We start from the raw sequence: 18143 nt of genomic DNA, 5'->3' as shown, positions 1-18143 counted from the left end.
TAGTAAACCTATTTAATTCCCAATCAAAGCAATAGTAGCTTTAGTAGATTGCTTGACTGCAATTTTCACATCATCAAATGCGGGAGCGGAAAGTTTGGGTCTGTAATTTTTTGAAAAACCAAATCCTTCGGTTGGATATCCGATCATATTTCGGTCGCATTTTCCGTTGTCATTCACATCTTGGTAAACTGCAACGGCGTATTCTCCGACAGGCAGGTTTTTAAATATGTAGCTCACTTTATTTCCAGCAACCTTTACTTTAGCATTGGCAAAGGCAACGTCTTCCTTCAAAAAATCTCCCTTCTTATTGTAAAGACCAAAATAGACAGAGCCTTTATCAGGGACTAAATCAGATACTTCCACCGTAAAATGATGTTGAGCAAAAAGAGTTGTATTGATGGTAATCAGGATTATTACGCCTATTATTTTCTGTAACATATATTTTGTTTTTTTAAGTTTATTGATAAGCTGATTCTATAACTTTCTTTTCATTTTTGTTAAAAAAATGTTCCATTTCTGCTTCATTTCCGTTTCGGTAAGCCTGATAAGGTTCCGATTTTGAAAGCAACCAACGTTTAATAAAGTTTCTAAAAAGAATAGTTATTTTTTTCTGAAAAGGATTAACCTGTTGATGAACCATCTCGAAATAATCAGCTAAACTCTGTCGACGAAAATGGATAATTTCTTCCAGTTGATCACCGTCAAATAGTATTCCACAATGAAAATTCTTCTCCGCAAATGCTTTTTCAGGAAAATTGGCCTTACCAAGTCCAAATGCATCAAACATTTTCATAAGGAAGGAACGGTAGGAAATAACGCAGTCTTCTCCCCCACCTAAGTTAAAAATCCGTTTTTCAAGCTGATCTTGAAAAGCAATTGCATTGGCAAAAGCCCGTCCTGTATCCTCAGGTGTACAGATTTCCATCGGCGTATCGAGCGGCATATGAAACATCAGTTTTGAGATTTTATGATTACCCATAATAGCAGCCAAACGAAAAATAGACCAAGATAAATTCGATTTTACGATTGCCTTCTCACATAATACCTTAGTTTCACCATATTGATCACCCGGGCTAGGTTTCAAAGGGTCATTCACTGAGATTTCGGGATTATTGATGCGATCACCATAAACAGAAATACTAGAGCTGAAGAGCAAATAACATTGAGGTGATTTTTTTTCCAAAGCGTGAATGAGATTTTCCGTTCCCTGCACATTGACTTTGTAAGCCAATTTGGGATTTATATCTGCAAGAGGCGGAATAATTGCCGCCAAATGAATAACAACATCCTTATTTTGACTCACTTGTTCCACCGCTGAAGCACTGCAGATATCACCATAAACAATCTCCACACGGTTACGAAAAGGAGCTAATTTTTTAACGGATTTTCGAGTTTTCACATCAAAAACAGTAATTTCATAATTGGGATTTTTCATCAAATGCTTCAAAGTTTCGAAGCCAACTGTTCCCGATGCACCAGTGAGAAGAATTCTCTTTTTTGTAGTAACTATTGTATCTTTCATTGTTTCAGATTAAATGATTTGTTTATTCAATCGTAACCGCAAGAAATAAAGTATATATTTGTTATACATTTTGTTCATTATCTAACATAATGCTTGATTACGATCACATTGTAAAGCTATTACTTAGAGATTAGATTAGCGTTGCAGACTGATGAATTCTGTTTAATAGGAAACAAAAATCAGTGATTTTGTAGCGTAAATAAAAAAAATTAAGATGGAATTAAGAAAAGACCGACGTGTACAATATACCAAAAAAGTATTACGAGAAGCATTGTTTGACTTATTGAAGGACAAAGAATTGAGCCAAATCTCCATAACAGAATTATGTAAAACAGCGGATGTCAATAGAAATTCATTTTATCGGCATTATACAATTCCAATGGATATATTGCTGGAGCTGGAAGAAGAAGTTTTTGAAAAATTATCGGCTGTGCTCCGTAAAAGCTACAAAATGGACGAGGTCATATTGCTTAGCTGCCAGCTGCTGGAAAATGACAAAGAGATGAGCAAAATAGTTTTCAGCAAAGGTGACGGAAGCGGAATTTTATCTCGCATCCTGACCAGTGTTAGAAATCATTTTCCGGTGGAAAATCAAATCGAACTCACCCCGGAAACGCAGCCTTTTCTGGAAATGGCCTATCAATTCGGTGAAAAAGGAAGCATTGCTGTCATCAAAAACTGGGTTGAAAATGATTTTGCCCAACCTGCCGAAAGTGTTGCACAGATGATTAGTTACCTTGTCAATAAACTCAATAAATTATAGGAACTCATACAGATTATAAACGCTTAAGATTTTAAATCATGATATTAATTTAATATTGATTGTTTATCTATAATTTTTTAGAGGTCAAAAACCATGAACATTAAAATACTCATACCAAAAATAAAAGAGCAGATAAAATAAATTATCTGCTCTTTGTATAACGTATAAGGTTATTTATTGGAGTTACGCTATTTTAACGTTAACTGCATTAACACCTTTGTTTCCATTTTGTAAATCGAATGTTACGACATCATTTTCACGAATGTTATCTACCAAACCTGAAGTATGTACGAAAACGTCTTGACCACCTGTAGATGGAGTAATAAAACCAAATCCTTTAGTTTCGTTAAAGAATTTTACTGTTCCTTGTTGCATTGTATTATGTATTAAAAATTATTGTATTCTGTTTTATAGGATCAATTATCCCTGTGCCTTGGTCTAAACCAAAACGATAATAACTTTTGAGAAAAAAATATGGATGAATAGAATTTAAGAGTGAAAATCGAACTTCTTAAAAGGTAGAGCACCTAAAATATTAATGACAAAATTGAGCGGCTGTTATATTTTGGGAATATATTTAAAATCACCTTTTAGTATAAACTACTGCCTTATTATTTTACAAATATAGTATATATATATGACATAAACTAATAAAATGTAAATTATTTACAAAGTTCATTGGTTATAACTAAATAATTATATAAAAATTATGTCAACACAGATGTAAAAAAGATTAAAATTCATAAACTGTTTTTCATTACTTCAAATTTTAAAGCTGCATAAAATATCTAGCCTTCCTTAGTAACTGAAATAATCATTAAAAAACTACGATAGACAAAAAATTACAGCTTATAAACGGCTTTACGTTATGTGATATACGTTCTTTCTATACAAATTATCACTAAATCAGCTCCTTACCTTTTTCAATATGGACGAATAAAAGTTGGCACAATCAGATATAGTCTTGGTAGATAAAACAGCAAACCAAGGTGAAAAATTTAGATTAAAAAATTGATTGAATTCCAAAAAAAAATCTCCAGTTTAACATAAAACTATGGAGATTTCTTAATATAATGATGATTTGGGTGTCAATTTTTAGAAAAGCCTTTCGCTTACGAATAACTTTCTAATTTGTGAGGATAATTAAAAATTATTTTGAGATACAATAGAAACCAATGAAGATGATATTTTTTGTCGCTGAGCATAGGTGAATCCGAAAAGCTTAATTTTCACCGCATATTTTTTATTTCTTTTAGAATTTATTTTTAATACTAAAGACCCTGAAACGACATTATGGTTAACACTATAATCACAGATATAATTTTGCGGAAATTCGACCGCCGGAGAAATAAACCTTTTGAAGGTAAATGGATGTATCTTTCGAATGGTTACACATCCACCTGAAAATTCATAAGTAACAATCCTTATTTTTGTTAATATCACGATCAGTAAAGTAATTGCAGCAAAAAATAAGCTCTCTAAAATACTTTGATTGATTACTACTAAACAAAGCAGCATTACTATTGTTAAAATTAAAAGACTGTATGCCGTAATTTTCACGATGCTATCATTAGAAACTCTCATTTTTCTTTGAATAATATTTATAATCTTTTTTGATGACAGAATGTAAAGAATGTATTCTTATTTACAATTTCAAAGATAAAATGTTTTAAGTTAATTTAAAGTATATTTTTAAATAATATTCAATTATGACGTAAATATTCATAAATTTTTACGATTACGCTTGTTAAATACGCTATACGCCACTTAACAATAAACTTTTCCGTTGTAATATCCTTTAATGTAAAGCTCAATATATCACAAAGAATGAAAAATTTTTAAACGTAATTCAATACTTCTAAAATATTTTCATAAATAAAATTCAATTCTTTTGCAGAAATGCAATAAGGTGGCACCAGATACATTACATTTCCTAATGGACGCATAATGATTCCCCGTGATAGAAAGTCATCATAAAGTTTTTTTCCAATCTCATTAAAATATGAGGTTTCTTGATCATTTTTAATTTCCCAGGCCAAAATAGTTCCTGTCTGTCGGACATTTTCAACGTGTGGATGTTGTTTTAATATTTTTGAAAATTTATAATGCTGTTCTGAAATTCTCAGAATATTTTCTTGAGTTTCATCATTTAATAACAACTCCATACTTGCCAAAGCCGCGGTGCAAGCTAACGGATTTGCAGTGAAAGAATGTCCATGAAATAATGCCATATATTTTTCATCTGACAAAAAAGCATTGTAAATCTCGTTCGAACAAGTCGTAATTCCCATTGGCATAGTCCCACCAGTTAAACCTTTTGAAAAGCACATGACATCCGGTTTTTCCGAGAGATGATTGGCGGCAAAAAGCTTTCCTGTTCGTCCAAAACCTGTAAAAACTTCATCCTGAATCATTAAAATTTCCTGCTCCCGGCAGAATTTCATTAATTCATCTAAATCTTCAGCATCATACATCAACATTCCCGCTGCACCTTGAATAAGTGGCTCATAAATAAAATATGCAATTTCATTCGCATGATTTCGGATTTGTTTTTTTAAATTTTCCAAATTCCCAGAATTAGGAGTATCAATGAAAATAACTTCAAAGAGCATTTCACCGAAAGGTTTTGTCCATACACTTCTTCCGCTCACAGACATTGCCCCGAAAGTATCACCATGATAAGCATTTTTAAAAGCTAAAATCTTCGTCTTTTCTTTTCCCTGATTATAGGCGTGTTGAATACACATTTTCAAAGCAACTTCCACCGCTGTTGAACCATTATCAGAATAAAAAACTTTATTCTGATTGATGGGTAAAAGTTTTAATAAATTCTCAGAGAGCTGTATGGCCGGTTCATGCGTAAAACCAGCAAAAATAACCTGTTCCAAGGTATTCAACTGTTCCGAAACCCTCTTTGCAATATACGGATGCGCATGACCATGCAGGGTCACCCACCATGAAGAAACGGCATCAATATATTTATTACCTCTATCGTCAAAAAGATAAACTCCCCTTCCTTTAATAATGGGAATGATATCATCCGCAGTTTTCATTTGGGTGTAAGGATGCCAATTGACAGCTCTGTCGCGTTCTTGTAAATTCATAATTTTCAGGAATTAGACTAGGCGTTAGTTTTCCAGGTTTCAAAGTGATCCATCACTTTTTCTGCTTGTCTTTTCATCGGTTTTAATCCTAAAGTCTGCAGCATTTGTATATCTTCTGAAACTCCAGGGTTGGGCGTCACCAATAAAGTTTCTCTTTCTCCGGTAAAAATTGAATTTGCTCCGGCCATAAAACACCAACCCTGCTCAAATTCTGTCATTTCAATTCTTCCTGCACTCAGACGAACCATTGATGAAGGCATTACAATTCTTGCGGTAGCAATCATCCTTACCATTTCCCACGTATCCGTTTTTTCATTGTTTTCAAGCGGAGTTCCGGCTACTCTTGCCAATGCATTAATAGGAACAGATTCCGGGTGTTTAGGCATGGTTGCTAAGGTGAGCAGCATGGAAACTCTGTCTGTATGCGTTTCCCCCAAACCAATAATTCCTCCTGAACAAACGGTAATTCCTGCTTTTCTGACATTGTTTATCGTATTAATCCTATTGTCAAAAGTTCTCGTAGAAATAATTTCTTCATAATATTGTTCCGAAGTATCCAGATTGTGATTATAGGCGTACAAACCTGCTTCCTGAAGGCGGATTGCCTGTTCTTCGGTCAGCATTCCAAGGGTACAGCAAACTTCAAGTCCGAGTTCATTTACCCCTTTTACCATATCAATCACACGGTCAAAATCACGGTTATTTCTCACCTCTCTCCATGCTGCAGCCATACAGAAACGTGATGAGCCGCTGTCTTTTGCTTTTTGGGCGTGCTCTATAACTTTTTCTGTTGGAAGCAAAGCCTGAACTTTGATATTGGTATGATAGCGAGCCGCCTGTCCGCAATAGGAACAGTCTTCTGTACAACCACCCGTTTTTATTGAAAGTAATGTCGACATCTGAACTTCTTCGGGATTATGCCATTCACGATGAACGGTGGCTGCCTTATAAATAAGTTCGAGTAATGGTAAATTGTAAATTTCTTCTATTTCTTCTTTTGTCCAGTTATTTCTCAATTTTGTTCTATTCATTATCCTATTTTTGTTAATTGTTTTGTAACACTTTCTATGTTTTCTTTTGTTAAATTTTCGATGTTTGGAATTCTGATAATTTCCGTTTCCGGTTGAATATTTTTTCTGATAATCCGTTCTGTATCTATTGGGAAATCTCCATTAAGAATCAAATATTTCAGATTGATTTTTCTTTGGTTTAAAGCCATGATCGACAATAAACTGTGATTAATACAGCCTAAATAATTTCTCACTACAAGCGCAACCGGAATATCTAATTTTTCAATTAAATCAATCATAAATTCGCTATCTGATAACGGAACCATAAGACCTCCCGCTCCTTCTACGATTAAATTATTTTGAGTTTCAGGAAGTTTAAAATCTTTGATATTAATTGAGATTCCTTCTTCTGCAGCCGATTGGTGAGGCGATGCTGCAAGCTTTAAACGATATGTTTCCGGATGAATAACGATACTTTCACTTACCCAATCTCTAATTTTCATACTGTCTGAAAAATGCAGATCTCCCGACTGTATTGGTTTCCAGTAATCAGCTTTAAAATATTGAACTAAAATTGCAGAGCAAACAGTTTTCCCCACTTCCGTTCCTATTCCAGTTACGAATAATTTCATAAGTACCTTCTGTTTTTATTTAAATAAATTCTTTAATAATTTTAGTCAATCCAATGATTTCCTCCTCAGTATTAAAACTGTGAAGACAAATCCGGAGGCGTTCGGCCCCATGTTTTACCGCCGGACTAAAAACAGCGTAGGTTAAAAATCCTTCATCCGATAAAACTTGCTTCGCCTTATTCAGTCGGTCATGATCAGGAATTAAGATTGCCTGAATCGGACTTTTTGCAGAAGAAAGCATTTTCAAATTCTGTTGACGAAAAAATTCAATATTTCGCTGTAATTTGATTCTTTCATTCTCTTTCTCTTTCAAAAATTCATACCCTATTTTTATACTTCTCCATTGGATATCCTGAGCCGAGGTTGAATAAATGAATGGAGATGCAAAATTGACGAGATAAGATTTAACCACATCATTACATAGAATCGCTGCTCCGTGTGAGCCTAATGCTTTCCCATAAGTGATAACAGTGGCTAATACTTTCTTCTGAAGTTGAAATTCATCAACTAAACCATTCCCAAAAACTCCAAAAGAATGTGCTTCATCAACAATTAAGTACGCATCGTATTTCTCAGCAACTTCAGCAATTTCCTGAATCGGCGCAAAGTCTCCATCCATAGAATAAAGGCTTTCTATGGCGATGTACGATTTTCCGTTTTGTTTTTTTAAAATACGCTCCAGATCTCCAACATGATTATGACTGAACTTTATTTTCTTCGCATGAGACATTTTGCAGGCATCATGCACAGAACGATGAATTTTCTCATCAATTATAATCGTGTCATGCCGAGTCGGAAGCGTTGAGAATAATGCCAGGTTAGCATTGTATCCCGAAGAAAAAAGGAGTGCGTCAGAATACTGATGTTCTTTTGCAATCAATTTTTCTGTCTTAACCACTTCAGAACTATTTCCGCTGATTAGCCTTGAACCTGTACTTCCCGATAACAGATGAGGATTATCCATAACCTGCTGCACTAATAAATTTTGGAATTCTTTGTTTTGTGCAAATCCTAAATAATCATTAGAATAAAAATCTATTCCTACTGATTGTGGTTTTAACACCCTCAAAGTTCCCTCTTCCTCTCTTTTGTCAAGAGCTTCTTGAAAATAATGAAAATTTTTAAGCATAATTAAACTTGCCAACTTCCTCAATGATGGCATCGATCCATTGATCATGAAGTTCATGTTCGATTTTTAAAATATTTTCAGCGTGTGATTTCCAATTTCCAGAAAATTCATCCAATTGATTAATCATTTCTTCCAAATGACCTTCTTCTTCGAGAATAATAGATTTCACCATAATTTTTGAAGATGTTTTGGTAAGAATATCCTGATAAACAGGATACAATTCATCGGCACGAACTTCAATGGCATAGGTTACAAAAAGATACGCTGCGTATTTCAATTCATCTTTTGTAAGATTAAAATTGTTGTAAAGATATTTGCAGGCTTTAATATCCAAAGAATGAAGATACTGACGTGTTGCGATAGGCGCTAAAAGCTCTTCATTTTCATAAGTTTTGCAAGATTCTGAATCTATTTTTGCAATTTGTTTTTTGAGATAATATGCATGGCGATGTTCTTCACATGCATGCTTCAGCTGAAGCAAGTTTACTTTAGTAGGATGCTCACAGGCAGAAATTTTTCTGGCTCCTGCATTTTCCATGAAAGAAAGTGTATTAAGCCATTTTGCATGGGTGTGATAATCCAGCACTATTTTCTCAAGAAGTTCGTAAAATTCCATTTATTTTTGATTTGGTTCAAAAGTAGTATATTGCCGGATGGTTCATTAGTGCCAGTTTTCACATTATGAGTAGTCCGGTTGAATTTCCTTATGAGAGTTTTATCAAAATAGATAGAAGTTCTGATGTTTCTATCTACATGCAGATTTCAACTCAATTAATCAATGCTATTCAAAGAGGTGTTCTTCCATTCGGAACCAAGCTTCCCGGAACCCGGGTTTTAAGTATCAATTTAAAAGTTCACAGAAATACGATTGTAGCAGTTTATGATGAATTATTTTCTCAGGGTTGGGTTGAAAGCCTACCCAATAAAGGAACATTTGTTATCGGAAAAGAGAACGAAAAACCCGTAAATATTTTAAGTTTTGAAAAGAAACAACTCTTAAATTATCCAAAATCTACCGGTTTCACCTTTAAAACATCAAATATTCTTGACAATCCTTTTGAGCATTCAGATTGCGAATTTGTTTTTGATGACGGCACTCCTGATGTCCGACTTACGCAGATAGATCATCATTCAAGAATTTACAGTTCCACACTGAAGCGAAAAGCACATAAGGTAGGCCATTACAATAACGACGGCAGCGAGTTTTTTAAGAAAAATCTTTCACATTATTTAAATATATCAAGAGGTTTACCCATTTCAAAAAACAATCTACTCATTACAAGAAGCACAGAAATGAGTATTTATATTGTTTCTGAAATTTTACTTTCAGCTGGAGATACTGTTTTGGTTGGTGAATTAAGCTATTTTTCAGTGAATATGATTTTTCAGAAATCTAAAGTTAATATTCAGACAATACCGATTGACGATGAAGGGATAGATGTGGAAGAAGTAAGAAAAATATGCAAGAAACAGAAAATCAGAATGCTTTATCTTACACCGCATCACCACTATCCTACCACGGTAACGTTAAGCGCACAACGAAGATTAGAATTACTGAAACTTTCCCAAGAGTACGGCTTCATCATCCTTGAAGATGATTATGACTATGATTTCAATTACGACAAAAGCCCTATTCTTCCTTTAGCGAGTGCCGACACCAATGGAATGGTCATTTATATCGGATCTTTCGGCAAATCTTTGGTACCAGGATTCAGAACCGGATTTATCGTTGTCCCTGAAAATTTGATGAACGAAATGCGAAAGTACTTAGGGATTATAGATCGTCAGGGTGATGTTCTTATGGAATATGTTTTGGGTGAAATGATAGCAGAAGGCGAAATCAACAGATACCTAAAAAAATCTCTGAAAATATATAAGGAACGCAGAGATTATTTCACCACGCTTTTGGGACAACGGTTAGGTGAATATCTTGATTTTAAAAAACCTTCAGGAGGTTTGGCAGTCTGGATGAGATGGAAAACTCCTGTGAATCTGATGCAACTCAGTTACCAGTGTACTAAAGACAATCTTTTTATTCCTAAAACATTACTTTACCAAAATAAAAATCTTACTGCAATGCGATTAGGCTTTGGAAATTTAAGTATGGAAGAAATGGAGAAAAGCATTGATATTTTATCTAAAAACGTGAAAATTCTATAAAATCATTTATTTAAATTATCCATTGTTTTAAAAGTTTCAATCTTCTATGATAGAGTTATTAGCTTTTAGGTGATTTTGGGCAATCAGTTTTAACTACCTCTTTGAGAGATTGTCAACAAGTAAGCACTCAAGAAAACTCTTATATTGAACAATACTTACTTTAGGAAAATCAATTACAAAAAATTAAAAACCTTCTCGAGCAATTAGCTAAAAGAAGCCGTGAATTCTTTATCGGAAATAAAATCCAGAATCTAAGTCTTTTTAAAATGAAAAAAATTATAAAAATAATAATCAAAAGCTGACTCGCAAAAATACCGATATCAGAACAAAACTTGAATGTGTTCGATTTTTACTCAAAAACTCGAATTTGATGAAACTGTTTTTCGAACAACCCAAATCAATTCTGATTATCTTCTATCTTACTAATTAACAACCTCTTATAAAACAAAAAAAAGCACTCCTAAAAGTGCTTTAAAAATCTGTGACTTCGAAGGGATTCGAACCCCCAACCCTTGGAGCCGAAATCCAATATTCTATCCAGTTGAACTACGAAGCCGTTTTTTATTATTGATAAATGATAATTTATAAGTGATATGACAATCATGCATCAATTATCATTTATCAATAATTATTTTAGAATGTAATCTTCACACCTCCCACAACCTGCGCACCAAGAACTTTATAGCCTTTGTACGTTTGGTATTTTGAGCTTAGAAGATTGTTTCCGAGTGCGAAAATACTGAAATTTTTGTGAATTTTATACTCTGCAGACAAGTTTAAATCTGCATAGCCCCCAACTTTATCATTCGTATCTTCTGTAGATTGGAAAATCAACGACGGACTTCCCACGCCTTCAAGCATATACGAGTTTGTAGTTCTGTCTGTCGCAAAAATTCCTTTGAAACCTAATGACAGTTTTTTCTCGAACATTGTATATTTTGCACCGATGCTTCCTGTAACTAAAGGAACGTTGTAAATATTGTCATAATTCTTTAAATCATACTTTAAAAATCTAACATCAGCATCAACAATTAGGTTTTCAAGCGGGAAATATTGCAAACTTCCTTTGATATCGCTTACATTTCCGTCATCGTAAACTGCAGAAAATGTATTAGCAAAATCGTAACCCGGACGGTCTAAAGTAAATGTATTGTCAAACAAATTATTTCCCTGGAAGAACATAATGTTTCTCATTTTTCCGAATCCTGCAGAAACATCGTATTTAAAAGTTTCGTCGATATCACCTCTTAAACCCGCATAAAAATGATATTGAGTCTCCGTTGGTCTCAACATTTGGTCCGAAACCAAGAACGGGTTTGTCTGCAATAATTCGCTGTACGTATTCAGTTTCAAACCACCGTCAACTCCACCATAGAATTTAAATTCTTTAGCAGCTGCTACCTGAAACTCAGCTTGCGGAAACCAATATGTTTTATTGTTTTTTAATTCTTCAGCCAAGATTAAATTTGAATTTCTCGCATTTAAAAATGAAAATGAAGAACCCAACATCAAATAAGATTCACCTTTTGCAAACGTTACTTTCGGAGCAATATCTGCATTGAAGAATGTTGACGAGTTTTTATTTAATAAAGCAAAATCTGTTTTTACCGTTTCTAAACCTAAGCCTAAATCAGCATTCAAAACAACTCCGCTTTTCCCTAATTCAACAGCGTGTTTCGAAAGGTTAGCTAAGATGGAAGCCTGATTTTCTTTTGCATCAAAATGATCGCTTAAGAATGAAGATTTTACTCTTACATCATTTAAAATTTCATTTGAATAAAAATCATAATAACCATTCACCTTAAACTGATTCACTTTCTGCTTCAAATCTACATCTGCGGAAGGTGTCAATGCATAAATTCCGTAATAGTTGTAATTATCTAAACCGTATTCAGCATTCACATTGATTTTTCCTTTTTCCCCATAAGAATTTAAGAAAGCTCCCAAAGTTGCCGAACTCTGATTAGAATCCCAATCGTAAACTTTCTTCAAACCGTTGGTAGAAAGCACATGAACGTCCGCTCCCACTTCAATTTTATTCTCAAGAGTTTTAGAAATATTAGCGTCCGCTAAAATCTTTCCGTAATTCCCCATTCCAAACTGGAAATAGTTATCCTGAGCCGTTCCGTCAAATTTTGGGGCAACATCTTCCCCCTGAATGGTAGAAGTTTTAAAATCTGAAACCGCAGGAACATCTGTAATATTGTATTTCACAGGATTGGCAGACTTCTCTTCCGGCGGATAATTTTTTATGATTTCTACTGAGGTTTTCTTCTTCTCAATTTTCTTTACTTCCGGTTCTCTTTTTTTATTAAGAATCAGTTTTTCCTCTTTTATCTGAGAAAACGCCACCGACGAAATTCCTAGGAATAATATAGATAATATTTGAATTTTCTTGTTCATACTTTCTTTGTTTGAGAAATATAAAACGGGGATCATTTATTTAAGGTAAGATGATTACCCAATAAAGCTTTCCCGGCTTGTTTGTTATAAGTTTTGCCCAGTCTGAATATATTAAACAGCCAAAGGCTTTGATAAACTTCTAATTTGTACTGATGATTTTTCTTGATATTATGTTCTGTCAAATTATAATCATACGAAATGCTGTACGGAAAACCTGAAGGCAAAAGTCCGAATGTTATCATACTACCAATCATAGCATTTCCGCATGATGGAGTGTAAGTTTTCATTGGTAGCAATTCAAGTTTTGCAACGTTTGTACTGTCTTCAACGATTTCGTAGATATTTGAATGCTTTAAAATTTCATATTCTTTTTTTAAATCTTTATTCACTACAAAAACGTTCTGCTTTGGAAAATTAGGTTTCACGTTTCTGTATTCTTTCGCAACACTGTATGAAGGTATACAGCTACAAAGTGAAGCAGATGAGAGTAAAGAATATATCAAAACTTTAAACTTCATTATTTAACTTACTTTTTAATCTGCTTTTTAACTTCCTTCGCTTCTGCCACAATTTCCGGGAAATCTGCATAGTTTGAAATGATCTGATCGCAAGTATAACTCGCTTGATAATTATCTTTCAGACCAATATAATTTTTCGCCATCAAAACCAATGCTTTTGCTCCCCAATAATCTTCTGATGCATAATTGTTAGCCAATTTAAAGATGGTTTCATTAGAAGATTTGAATGCTTTTCCTTTGTTCTGATAGAATGCTTTTACGTAAAGAGCTTCTGCCGCAACTTCTGTGTTTGAAGATTTTTCAAGCGAAGTATAAGCTGTTTGAGCATCTTTATCTTTCCCTGAGTTCATCAGACTTCTCGCCTTGATTACTTTCGCTGTTTCAATAACTGCTGCTGAGTTTTTATTGTTGGCAATAACAGCATTCGCTAATTTTTCAGCTTCAGAAAAATTCTTTTCTTCCGCATACATCTTCATCAATTCAACATTAGCATAATTTTTAACGTTGATGTTAGATGAATTTTTAATGTTTTCTAAATACTTTTTAGCTTCAGCAGAATTTCCTTGGGCAATATAAATTTGAGAAACTCTCGTTGCTGCGTCGTCCTGATAATCATTCTGAATATTGGCAATTTCCTGTAAAACCAATAATGCTTTTGTAGGATTATTCGTCTGGTAATAACTTTCACCCAACTCATATTTAGCCTGATAAAGACCTTCTCCGGTTGGATTTTGCGTTAAATATTTCTCGTAATAAGAAATTGCATTTTTATAATCTTTCTTCGTGAAAAACTGCTTACCTGTTGATAAATTGATTTCGTCGATTTCAGAAGCGTCGATATTAACTCCTATATTTCTTGCAAAATCAGCATATCCTGAAACATCACCGTTTTTGGTGAAAATAGGTTTAGCAGCCTGAACAATTTTCTGTGCGTAAGCCGTATTTTTATATTGCTCTCCAAGAGATTTTAATTCAGAAAGTGCTTTGTCATTTTGATTCTGGTCAATATAATTCTGCGCTCTGTAAATGGAAGCATTTGCGACCAAGTCTTTATCGGAAGAAGATTTAATCACTTTTCCAAAGAAATCATTAGAGTTGGTAAAATCATCCTGAGCTGCGTAAGCAACACCAATTTCATATTGTGCATCATCAATATATTCAGATCCGGGATATTTTGAAATTAATGATTTTAAGTTGGTGATTTTTGCAACGTTATCATTTTTAAATCCTAAAGCCAAAGCTTTTTGGTATAAAGTATAATCGGTAGCATCCTCGTTTTTATCGTAAATCGCAATCGCCTGATCCAAGTCGTTGTTGGCATAATTAATATCCGCTAAACGAAGCTCAGCATCATTTTTAAATTCAGGTTTTGGATTTTTTAAATATTGTGTAAAATACACTTCCGCCTGATCGAATTTTTTAGATTTAAAATAAGCATATCCCAAATCGTAAGGCAACTGCTGTTTTTCAGGGAAGGTTTCGTTGGTTAGTTTTTCGTAACGGGCAATCGCAGAAGGATAATTTCCTTTCTGATAATACACCTGTCCTAGCCAATACAAAGCTCTGCTGTTGAATTCTTTGTTGATATTAAATTCTAAACTTCTCAAGAAATATCTTTCCGCTTCATCGAAATTACCTTTATTGAATTCCTCTGTTCCCAATAAATAAGAAACTTCCTGATCTACTTTATCGGTTTCGGGAGTTGAGTTTGGCAATTTATCGATTGCATTTAAAGTCTCTTTAAAGTTTCCGGAATACAGATAAGATTTCACCAAAAGCGATCTCATTTCTGCATTCTTAGCACCGCTTGGATTTGCCGTAATGTAATTTTGAATCACAGTTGTCGGGCTTTCAAACGGGTTTCCGATATCGTAACCCAATTTTGCATACTGTTCGTGAGCCAGCTGTTTTACACTCGCATCATAATCCATCTGATAAGACGAACGGAACGCCGAAAGTGCTTCCTGCTTTTTATCAACCGCCAAATACGCATTTCCTAACTGATAATATGCATTCTGAGCCAAAGCCGAATTACTGTTAATCAATTGGTTGTAATAAGAAACCGCTTCATCATATTTTTTAAGCTGAGCCGCCACAAATCCCATTTCATACAGATCATTTTCTGAAGGATTTTGCTGAACGCTCAGATAATCTTTTAAATGTGGATAAGCTGATTCATAATCATTCTTCATGAAATAAGATTCACCGATGATTTTATGAACCTCCGCTTTGTAAGACGCAGAAATATCTTCATTCAGCAAAACATTTCCTTCTGAAATCGCTTTATCGTAATCTTTATCGTTGTAATGCATCTGCACATAATACGGACGCACCAGTTTTGAGAATTTAGGCTGATCTTTTATGGAATCAAAATACTGAAATGCCTGATCATTCTGCTTATTTGAATAATACAAATGGCCCAACATGTAGGCAATATCACCTTTCTGAGATTCATCAGCCGTTTTGTGAGCTTCTTCCAGTGCATCAATTGCCCCTTTAGAATCGCCCATCATAAATTTAGCGTACCCCAATTTCAAAATATACTGGGTATTTTCTTCTTTGGTCAGTTGGTATTGATTAACCTTTTTTAAAGTTTTTAAAGCTTCCTTAAAATCTTTTTTAGCCAAATAATAATCCGCCAAAGGTAAATTTGCCTGAGCAAAATATGCAGAATTCGGATATTCTTTCATAAAAGCCGTCAATCCTTCTTCCGCATGATTTTTCTGAAGAATCACTCCTATCACGTTATCAAAAAACTGGGCAGCTTCTTTTCTCGATTGCTCCAGATTCTGATTGTAGAAATATTGACGTGCATATTCGTATTGAGAAGCGTTGTATATTTTGGTCTGATAAAGATTCTGAGCAAGATTAAACCTATAGTTTTCCTTTTGGGTAAAGTATTGAGACTGTTGAGCTTCGGAAACCCCGAAATAGAAAACAGCAGCCGCTAAAAGTATTTTTTTTGATTTCATTAACATCAAATTTTAAAATGGAAAGGCCTTCAAAAATGAGACCAAATATTTTAATTTTAAGATAAGATTTTATCCACAAATTATCAACGAAAATATCGAAAAGATATTGTATAAACAAGCCTTTTAACATATTGTTAGTATGTGGATTATTTTTTAATACTAATTAACTTTTCAACAAGAAATATTAAGAAAATCTTAATTATTTATCAGAAATAATTACATTTGTTTTTTTCAACTTTTATATAGCTATTAAATGAATCAACTTTTCAGAAGGAAAAACTATTCAGCAACAGATACTTCCACCAATCTTTTGCGGGTTTTAGGAACTTGGGATATCGTTTTTTTTGGAATTGCCGCCATCATCGGAGCCGGAAGTTTCAGCAGTTTGGGTGAGGCCGTTTTCAGGGGCGGTCCGGGTGTTATCCTACTCTATCTGATTTGTGGTTTTGCATGTGGTTTCACTGCTTTATGCTACGCAGAATTTGCCAGCAGAATTCCTACAGCAGGTTCGGCTTACACATATGCTTATGCCAGTTTTGGTGAATTAATAGCTTGGGTAATTGGCTGGGCTTTGATTATGGAATACTCTTTCGGAAATATTTACGTTGCTTTCTCCTGGTCAGATTATTTTACAAGTTTCCTCGAGCGCCTCGGAATGCACATTCCTGATTACTTGACTTGTAGTTATACCGAAGCGAAAAAAGCTTTTTTAAATGGTTCTGAAAACAAAGAATTAATCAATGCATGGACTTCAGCACCTTTATTGGGTGGTTTAAAGCTCATCGTCGATATTCCGGCATTAGTGATTAACGGATTGATTACGTGGCTGTGTTACCGTGGAGTAAAAGAAAGTAAAAACTTCAACAATTCTTTAGTAATTTTAAAATTAGCTGTCATCGTTTTGGTGATCTTGGTTGGTTTTTCATACATCAATACCGATAACTGGACGCCAGTAAGCATAGAAACTGGAACACGTTCATTTATGCCGAATGGTTTTGCAGGAGTAATGAGTGCCGTTTCAGGAGTTTTCTTTGCGTATATAGGATTTGATGCTTTGAGTGTACTTTCAGAAGAAACAAAAGATCCACAAAAAACATTACCAAAAGGAATGATTATTTCGTTGGCACTGTGTACCGTTATTTACATCTGTCTGACTTTGGTTTTAACCGGAATGGTCGACTACAGAAAATTCGATGGAGTTGGAGATCCACTCTCTTTTATATTTGAAAAAACAAACGCTAATGTTGCCTGGATGGAACTGACGGTTTCATTTGTCGCAATTGTAGCGATTACCACAGTTTTATTGGTATTTCAGATGGGGCAACCGAGAATTTGGTATGCCATGAGCCGTGACGGTTTGATGCCGAAAAAATTCCAGACAGTTCACCCAAAATATAAAACCCCTTCATTCGCAACGATTGTTACGGGTATTGTGGTGGGAGTTCCTATTCTTTTCACAGACAAAAGTTTCATTTTAGATTTTACAAGTATTGGGACTATTTTTGCCTTCGTTTTGGTTTGTGCCGGAGTTTTAATGCTTCCTCCGAAAGAAAAGATCAAAGGCAGATTCCACCTTCCATATATTAACGGAAAGATTATTTTCCCAGTAATTTTTATCGGAGCTTTGGTAGGATTTCATTATTTCCAACCTGATTTTTTTGATCATTTAATGGAATGGAATGATCCTAAAAACGGAGAATTCCGAGCTTCTATTTTCTTTTTTATCTTAATTAATTTAGGACTTTGCGTTTTGACATTTATTAAAAATTTATCGCTGATTCCATTAATCGGTTTAAGTTCTTGTTTATATTTATTGACAGGAATGAGCCACGAAAACTGGTTTTATTTCGGATTATGGTTTGCCGTAGGTTTGGTGATTTATTTCTGTTACGGATATCAGAACAGCAAGCTGAGAAATGCGAATTAAAAG

General features: G+C 34.2%; 15 protein-coding genes and 1 tRNA gene. 3 read left to right on the top strand and 13 right to left on the bottom strand.

Translation table 11 applies throughout. From position 1 onward, the window contains the following. Positions 1–12: 12 nt before the first annotated feature. Together MQX03_RS01220 and MQX03_RS01215 are read right to left on the bottom strand one after the other, a co-directional pair. Positions 13–438 carry a DUF2141 domain-containing protein gene (locus MQX03_RS01220; RefSeq protein ID WP_242800775.1) on the bottom strand — a complete coding sequence of 142 codons (426 nt, stop codon included), beginning with the start codon at positions 436–438 and terminating at the stop codon, positions 13–15. Positions 439–457: 19 nt separating this feature from the next. Continuing rightward, positions 458–1522 carry an NAD-dependent epimerase/dehydratase family protein gene (locus MQX03_RS01215; protein WP_242800772.1) on the bottom strand — a complete coding sequence of 355 codons (1065 nt, stop codon included), beginning with the start codon at positions 1520–1522 and terminating at the stop codon, positions 458–460. Positions 1523–1736: 214 nt separating this feature from the next. Here MQX03_RS01215 and MQX03_RS01210 point away from each other — a divergent pair, with 214 nt between their 5' ends. Continuing rightward, positions 1737–2285 carry a TetR/AcrR family transcriptional regulator gene (locus MQX03_RS01210; RefSeq protein ID WP_242800770.1) on the top strand — a complete coding sequence of 183 codons (549 nt, stop codon included), beginning with the start codon at positions 1737–1739 and terminating at the stop codon, positions 2283–2285. Between the two features lie 183 nt (positions 2286–2468). Here MQX03_RS01210 and MQX03_RS01205 read toward each other — a convergent pair whose 3' ends face one another. The 7 genes from MQX03_RS01205 to MQX03_RS01175 all read right to left on the bottom strand — a co-directional run bounded on the left by MQX03_RS01205 (position 2469) and on the right by MQX03_RS01175 (position 8776). Further along, positions 2469–2660: a cold-shock protein gene (locus tag MQX03_RS01205; RefSeq protein WP_129536735.1), complete on the bottom strand. Its 192-nt coding sequence runs from the start codon at positions 2658–2660 to the stop codon at positions 2469–2471. A gap of 768 nt (positions 2661–3428) precedes the next feature. Continuing rightward, complete coding sequence (locus MQX03_RS01200; protein ID WP_242800768.1) at positions 3429–3869, bottom strand: hypothetical protein; 441 nt, start codon at positions 3867–3869, stop codon at positions 3429–3431. A gap of 254 nt (positions 3870–4123) precedes the next feature. Next, entirely contained in the window at positions 4124–5389 is a 1266-nt protein-coding gene (gene bioA, locus MQX03_RS01195; protein WP_242800767.1) for an adenosylmethionine--8-amino-7-oxononanoate transaminase, read from the bottom strand. Between the two features lie 17 nt (positions 5390–5406). After that, entirely contained in the window at positions 5407–6420 is a 1014-nt protein-coding gene (bioB, locus tag MQX03_RS01190; protein ID WP_242800765.1) for a biotin synthase BioB, read from the bottom strand. Next, positions 6420–7031 carry a dethiobiotin synthase gene (bioD, locus tag MQX03_RS01185; protein ID WP_242800763.1) on the bottom strand — a complete coding sequence of 204 codons (612 nt, stop codon included), beginning with the start codon at positions 7029–7031 and terminating at the stop codon, positions 6420–6422. The genes bioB and bioD overlap by 1 nt, the downstream gene beginning before the upstream one ends. 19 nt (positions 7032–7050) lie before the next feature. Next, a complete protein-coding gene (locus tag MQX03_RS01180; RefSeq protein WP_242800761.1) occupies positions 7051–8217 on the bottom strand; it encodes an aminotransferase class I/II-fold pyridoxal phosphate-dependent enzyme in 1167 nt (388 codons plus the stop codon). Then, positions 8153–8776, bottom strand: coding sequence for a hypothetical protein (locus MQX03_RS01175; RefSeq protein ID WP_242800759.1), 624 nt, complete (start codon positions 8774–8776; stop codon positions 8153–8155). The genes MQX03_RS01180 and MQX03_RS01175 overlap by 65 nt, the downstream gene beginning before the upstream one ends. Before the next feature lie 65 nt (positions 8777–8841). Here MQX03_RS01175 and MQX03_RS01170 point away from each other — a divergent pair, with 65 nt between their 5' ends. Then, the gene (locus MQX03_RS01170) at positions 8842–10320 is read left to right on the top strand and encodes an aminotransferase-like domain-containing protein (protein ID WP_242800757.1); all 1479 of its coding nucleotides are present in this window, start codon (positions 8842–8844) and stop codon (positions 10318–10320) included. 482 nt (positions 10321–10802) lie between these two features. Here the strand turns inward: MQX03_RS01170 and MQX03_RS01165 are convergent. The 4 genes from MQX03_RS01165 to MQX03_RS01150 all read right to left on the bottom strand — a co-directional run bounded on the left by MQX03_RS01165 (position 10803) and on the right by MQX03_RS01150 (position 16213). Next, positions 10803–10876: transfer RNA gene (locus tag MQX03_RS01165), tRNA-Arg, on the bottom strand. A gap of 77 nt (positions 10877–10953) precedes the next feature. Beyond that, positions 10954–12723 (bottom strand): porin family protein, encoded by a 1770-nt coding sequence (locus MQX03_RS01160; protein ID WP_242800755.1) that lies wholly within the window; start codon positions 12721–12723, stop codon positions 10954–10956. A 32-nt stretch (positions 12724–12755) separates the two neighbouring features. Then, positions 12756–13241: a hypothetical protein gene (locus MQX03_RS01155; RefSeq protein WP_242800753.1), complete on the bottom strand. Its 486-nt coding sequence runs from the start codon at positions 13239–13241 to the stop codon at positions 12756–12758. Between the two features lie 8 nt (positions 13242–13249). Next, positions 13250–16213, bottom strand: a complete 2964-nt coding sequence (locus tag MQX03_RS01150; protein ID WP_242800751.1) for a tetratricopeptide repeat protein — start codon at positions 16211–16213, stop codon at positions 13250–13252. Between the two features lie 253 nt (positions 16214–16466). On the opposite strand from MQX03_RS01150, the gene MQX03_RS01145 reads away from it, so the two are divergent. Further along, complete coding sequence (locus tag MQX03_RS01145; protein WP_242800749.1) at positions 16467–18140, top strand: APC family permease; 1674 nt, start codon at positions 16467–16469, stop codon at positions 18138–18140. The last annotated feature ends 3 nt before the right edge of the window (positions 18141–18143 follow it).

It is taken from the genome of Chryseobacterium aahli (genome assembly GCF_022699665.1).
GTDB classification, from domain to species: domain Bacteria; phylum Bacteroidota; class Bacteroidia; order Flavobacteriales; family Weeksellaceae; genus Chryseobacterium; species Chryseobacterium aahli.
The sequence above is the reverse complement of the archived record's forward strand: the minus strand, read 5'-3'. Positions and strand labels throughout refer to the sequence as shown.

Bases quoted from the DNA above. Each gene is read 5' to 3' on its own strand.
- MQX03_RS01180 (WP_242800761.1), bottom strand. From the start codon at position 8,217: ATGAACTTCATGATCAATGGATCGATGCCATCATTGAGGAAGTTGGCA.
- MQX03_RS01160 (WP_242800755.1), bottom strand. From the start codon at position 12,723: ATGAACAAGAAAATTCAAATATTATCTATATTATTCCTAGGAATTTCG.
- MQX03_RS01150 (WP_242800751.1), bottom strand. From the start codon at position 16,213: ATGAAATCAAAAAAAATACTTTTAGCGGCTGCTGTTTTCTATTTCGGG.
- MQX03_RS01205 (WP_129536735.1), bottom strand. From the start codon at position 2,660: ATGCAACAAGGAACAGTAAAATTCTTTAACGAAACTAAAGGATTTGGT.
- MQX03_RS01155 (WP_242800753.1), bottom strand. From the start codon at position 13,241: ATGAAGTTTAAAGTTTTGATATATTCTTTACTCTCATCTGCTTCACTT.
- MQX03_RS01175 (WP_242800759.1), bottom strand. From the start codon at position 8,776: ATGGAATTTTACGAACTTCTTGAGAAAATAGTGCTGGATTATCACACC.
- bioB (WP_242800765.1), bottom strand. From the start codon at position 6,420: ATGAATAGAACAAAATTGAGAAATAACTGGACAAAAGAAGAAATAGAA.
- MQX03_RS01220 (WP_242800775.1), bottom strand. From the start codon at position 438: ATGTTACAGAAAATAATAGGCGTAATAATCCTGATTACCATCAATACA.
- bioA (WP_242800767.1), bottom strand. From the start codon at position 5,389: ATGAATTTACAAGAACGCGACAGAGCTGTCAATTGGCATCCTTACACC.
- MQX03_RS01210 (WP_242800770.1), top strand. From the start codon at position 1,737: ATGGAATTAAGAAAAGACCGACGTGTACAATATACCAAAAAAGTATTA.
- MQX03_RS01170 (WP_242800757.1), top strand. From the start codon at position 8,842: ATGAGTAGTCCGGTTGAATTTCCTTATGAGAGTTTTATCAAAATAGAT.
- MQX03_RS01145 (WP_242800749.1), top strand. From the start codon at position 16,467: ATGAATCAACTTTTCAGAAGGAAAAACTATTCAGCAACAGATACTTCC.
- MQX03_RS01200 (WP_242800768.1), bottom strand. From the start codon at position 3,869: ATGAGAGTTTCTAATGATAGCATCGTGAAAATTACGGCATACAGTCTT.
- bioD (WP_242800763.1), bottom strand. From the start codon at position 7,031: ATGAAATTATTCGTAACTGGAATAGGAACGGAAGTGGGGAAAACTGTT.
- MQX03_RS01215 (WP_242800772.1), bottom strand. From the start codon at position 1,522: ATGAAAGATACAATAGTTACTACAAAAAAGAGAATTCTTCTCACTGGT.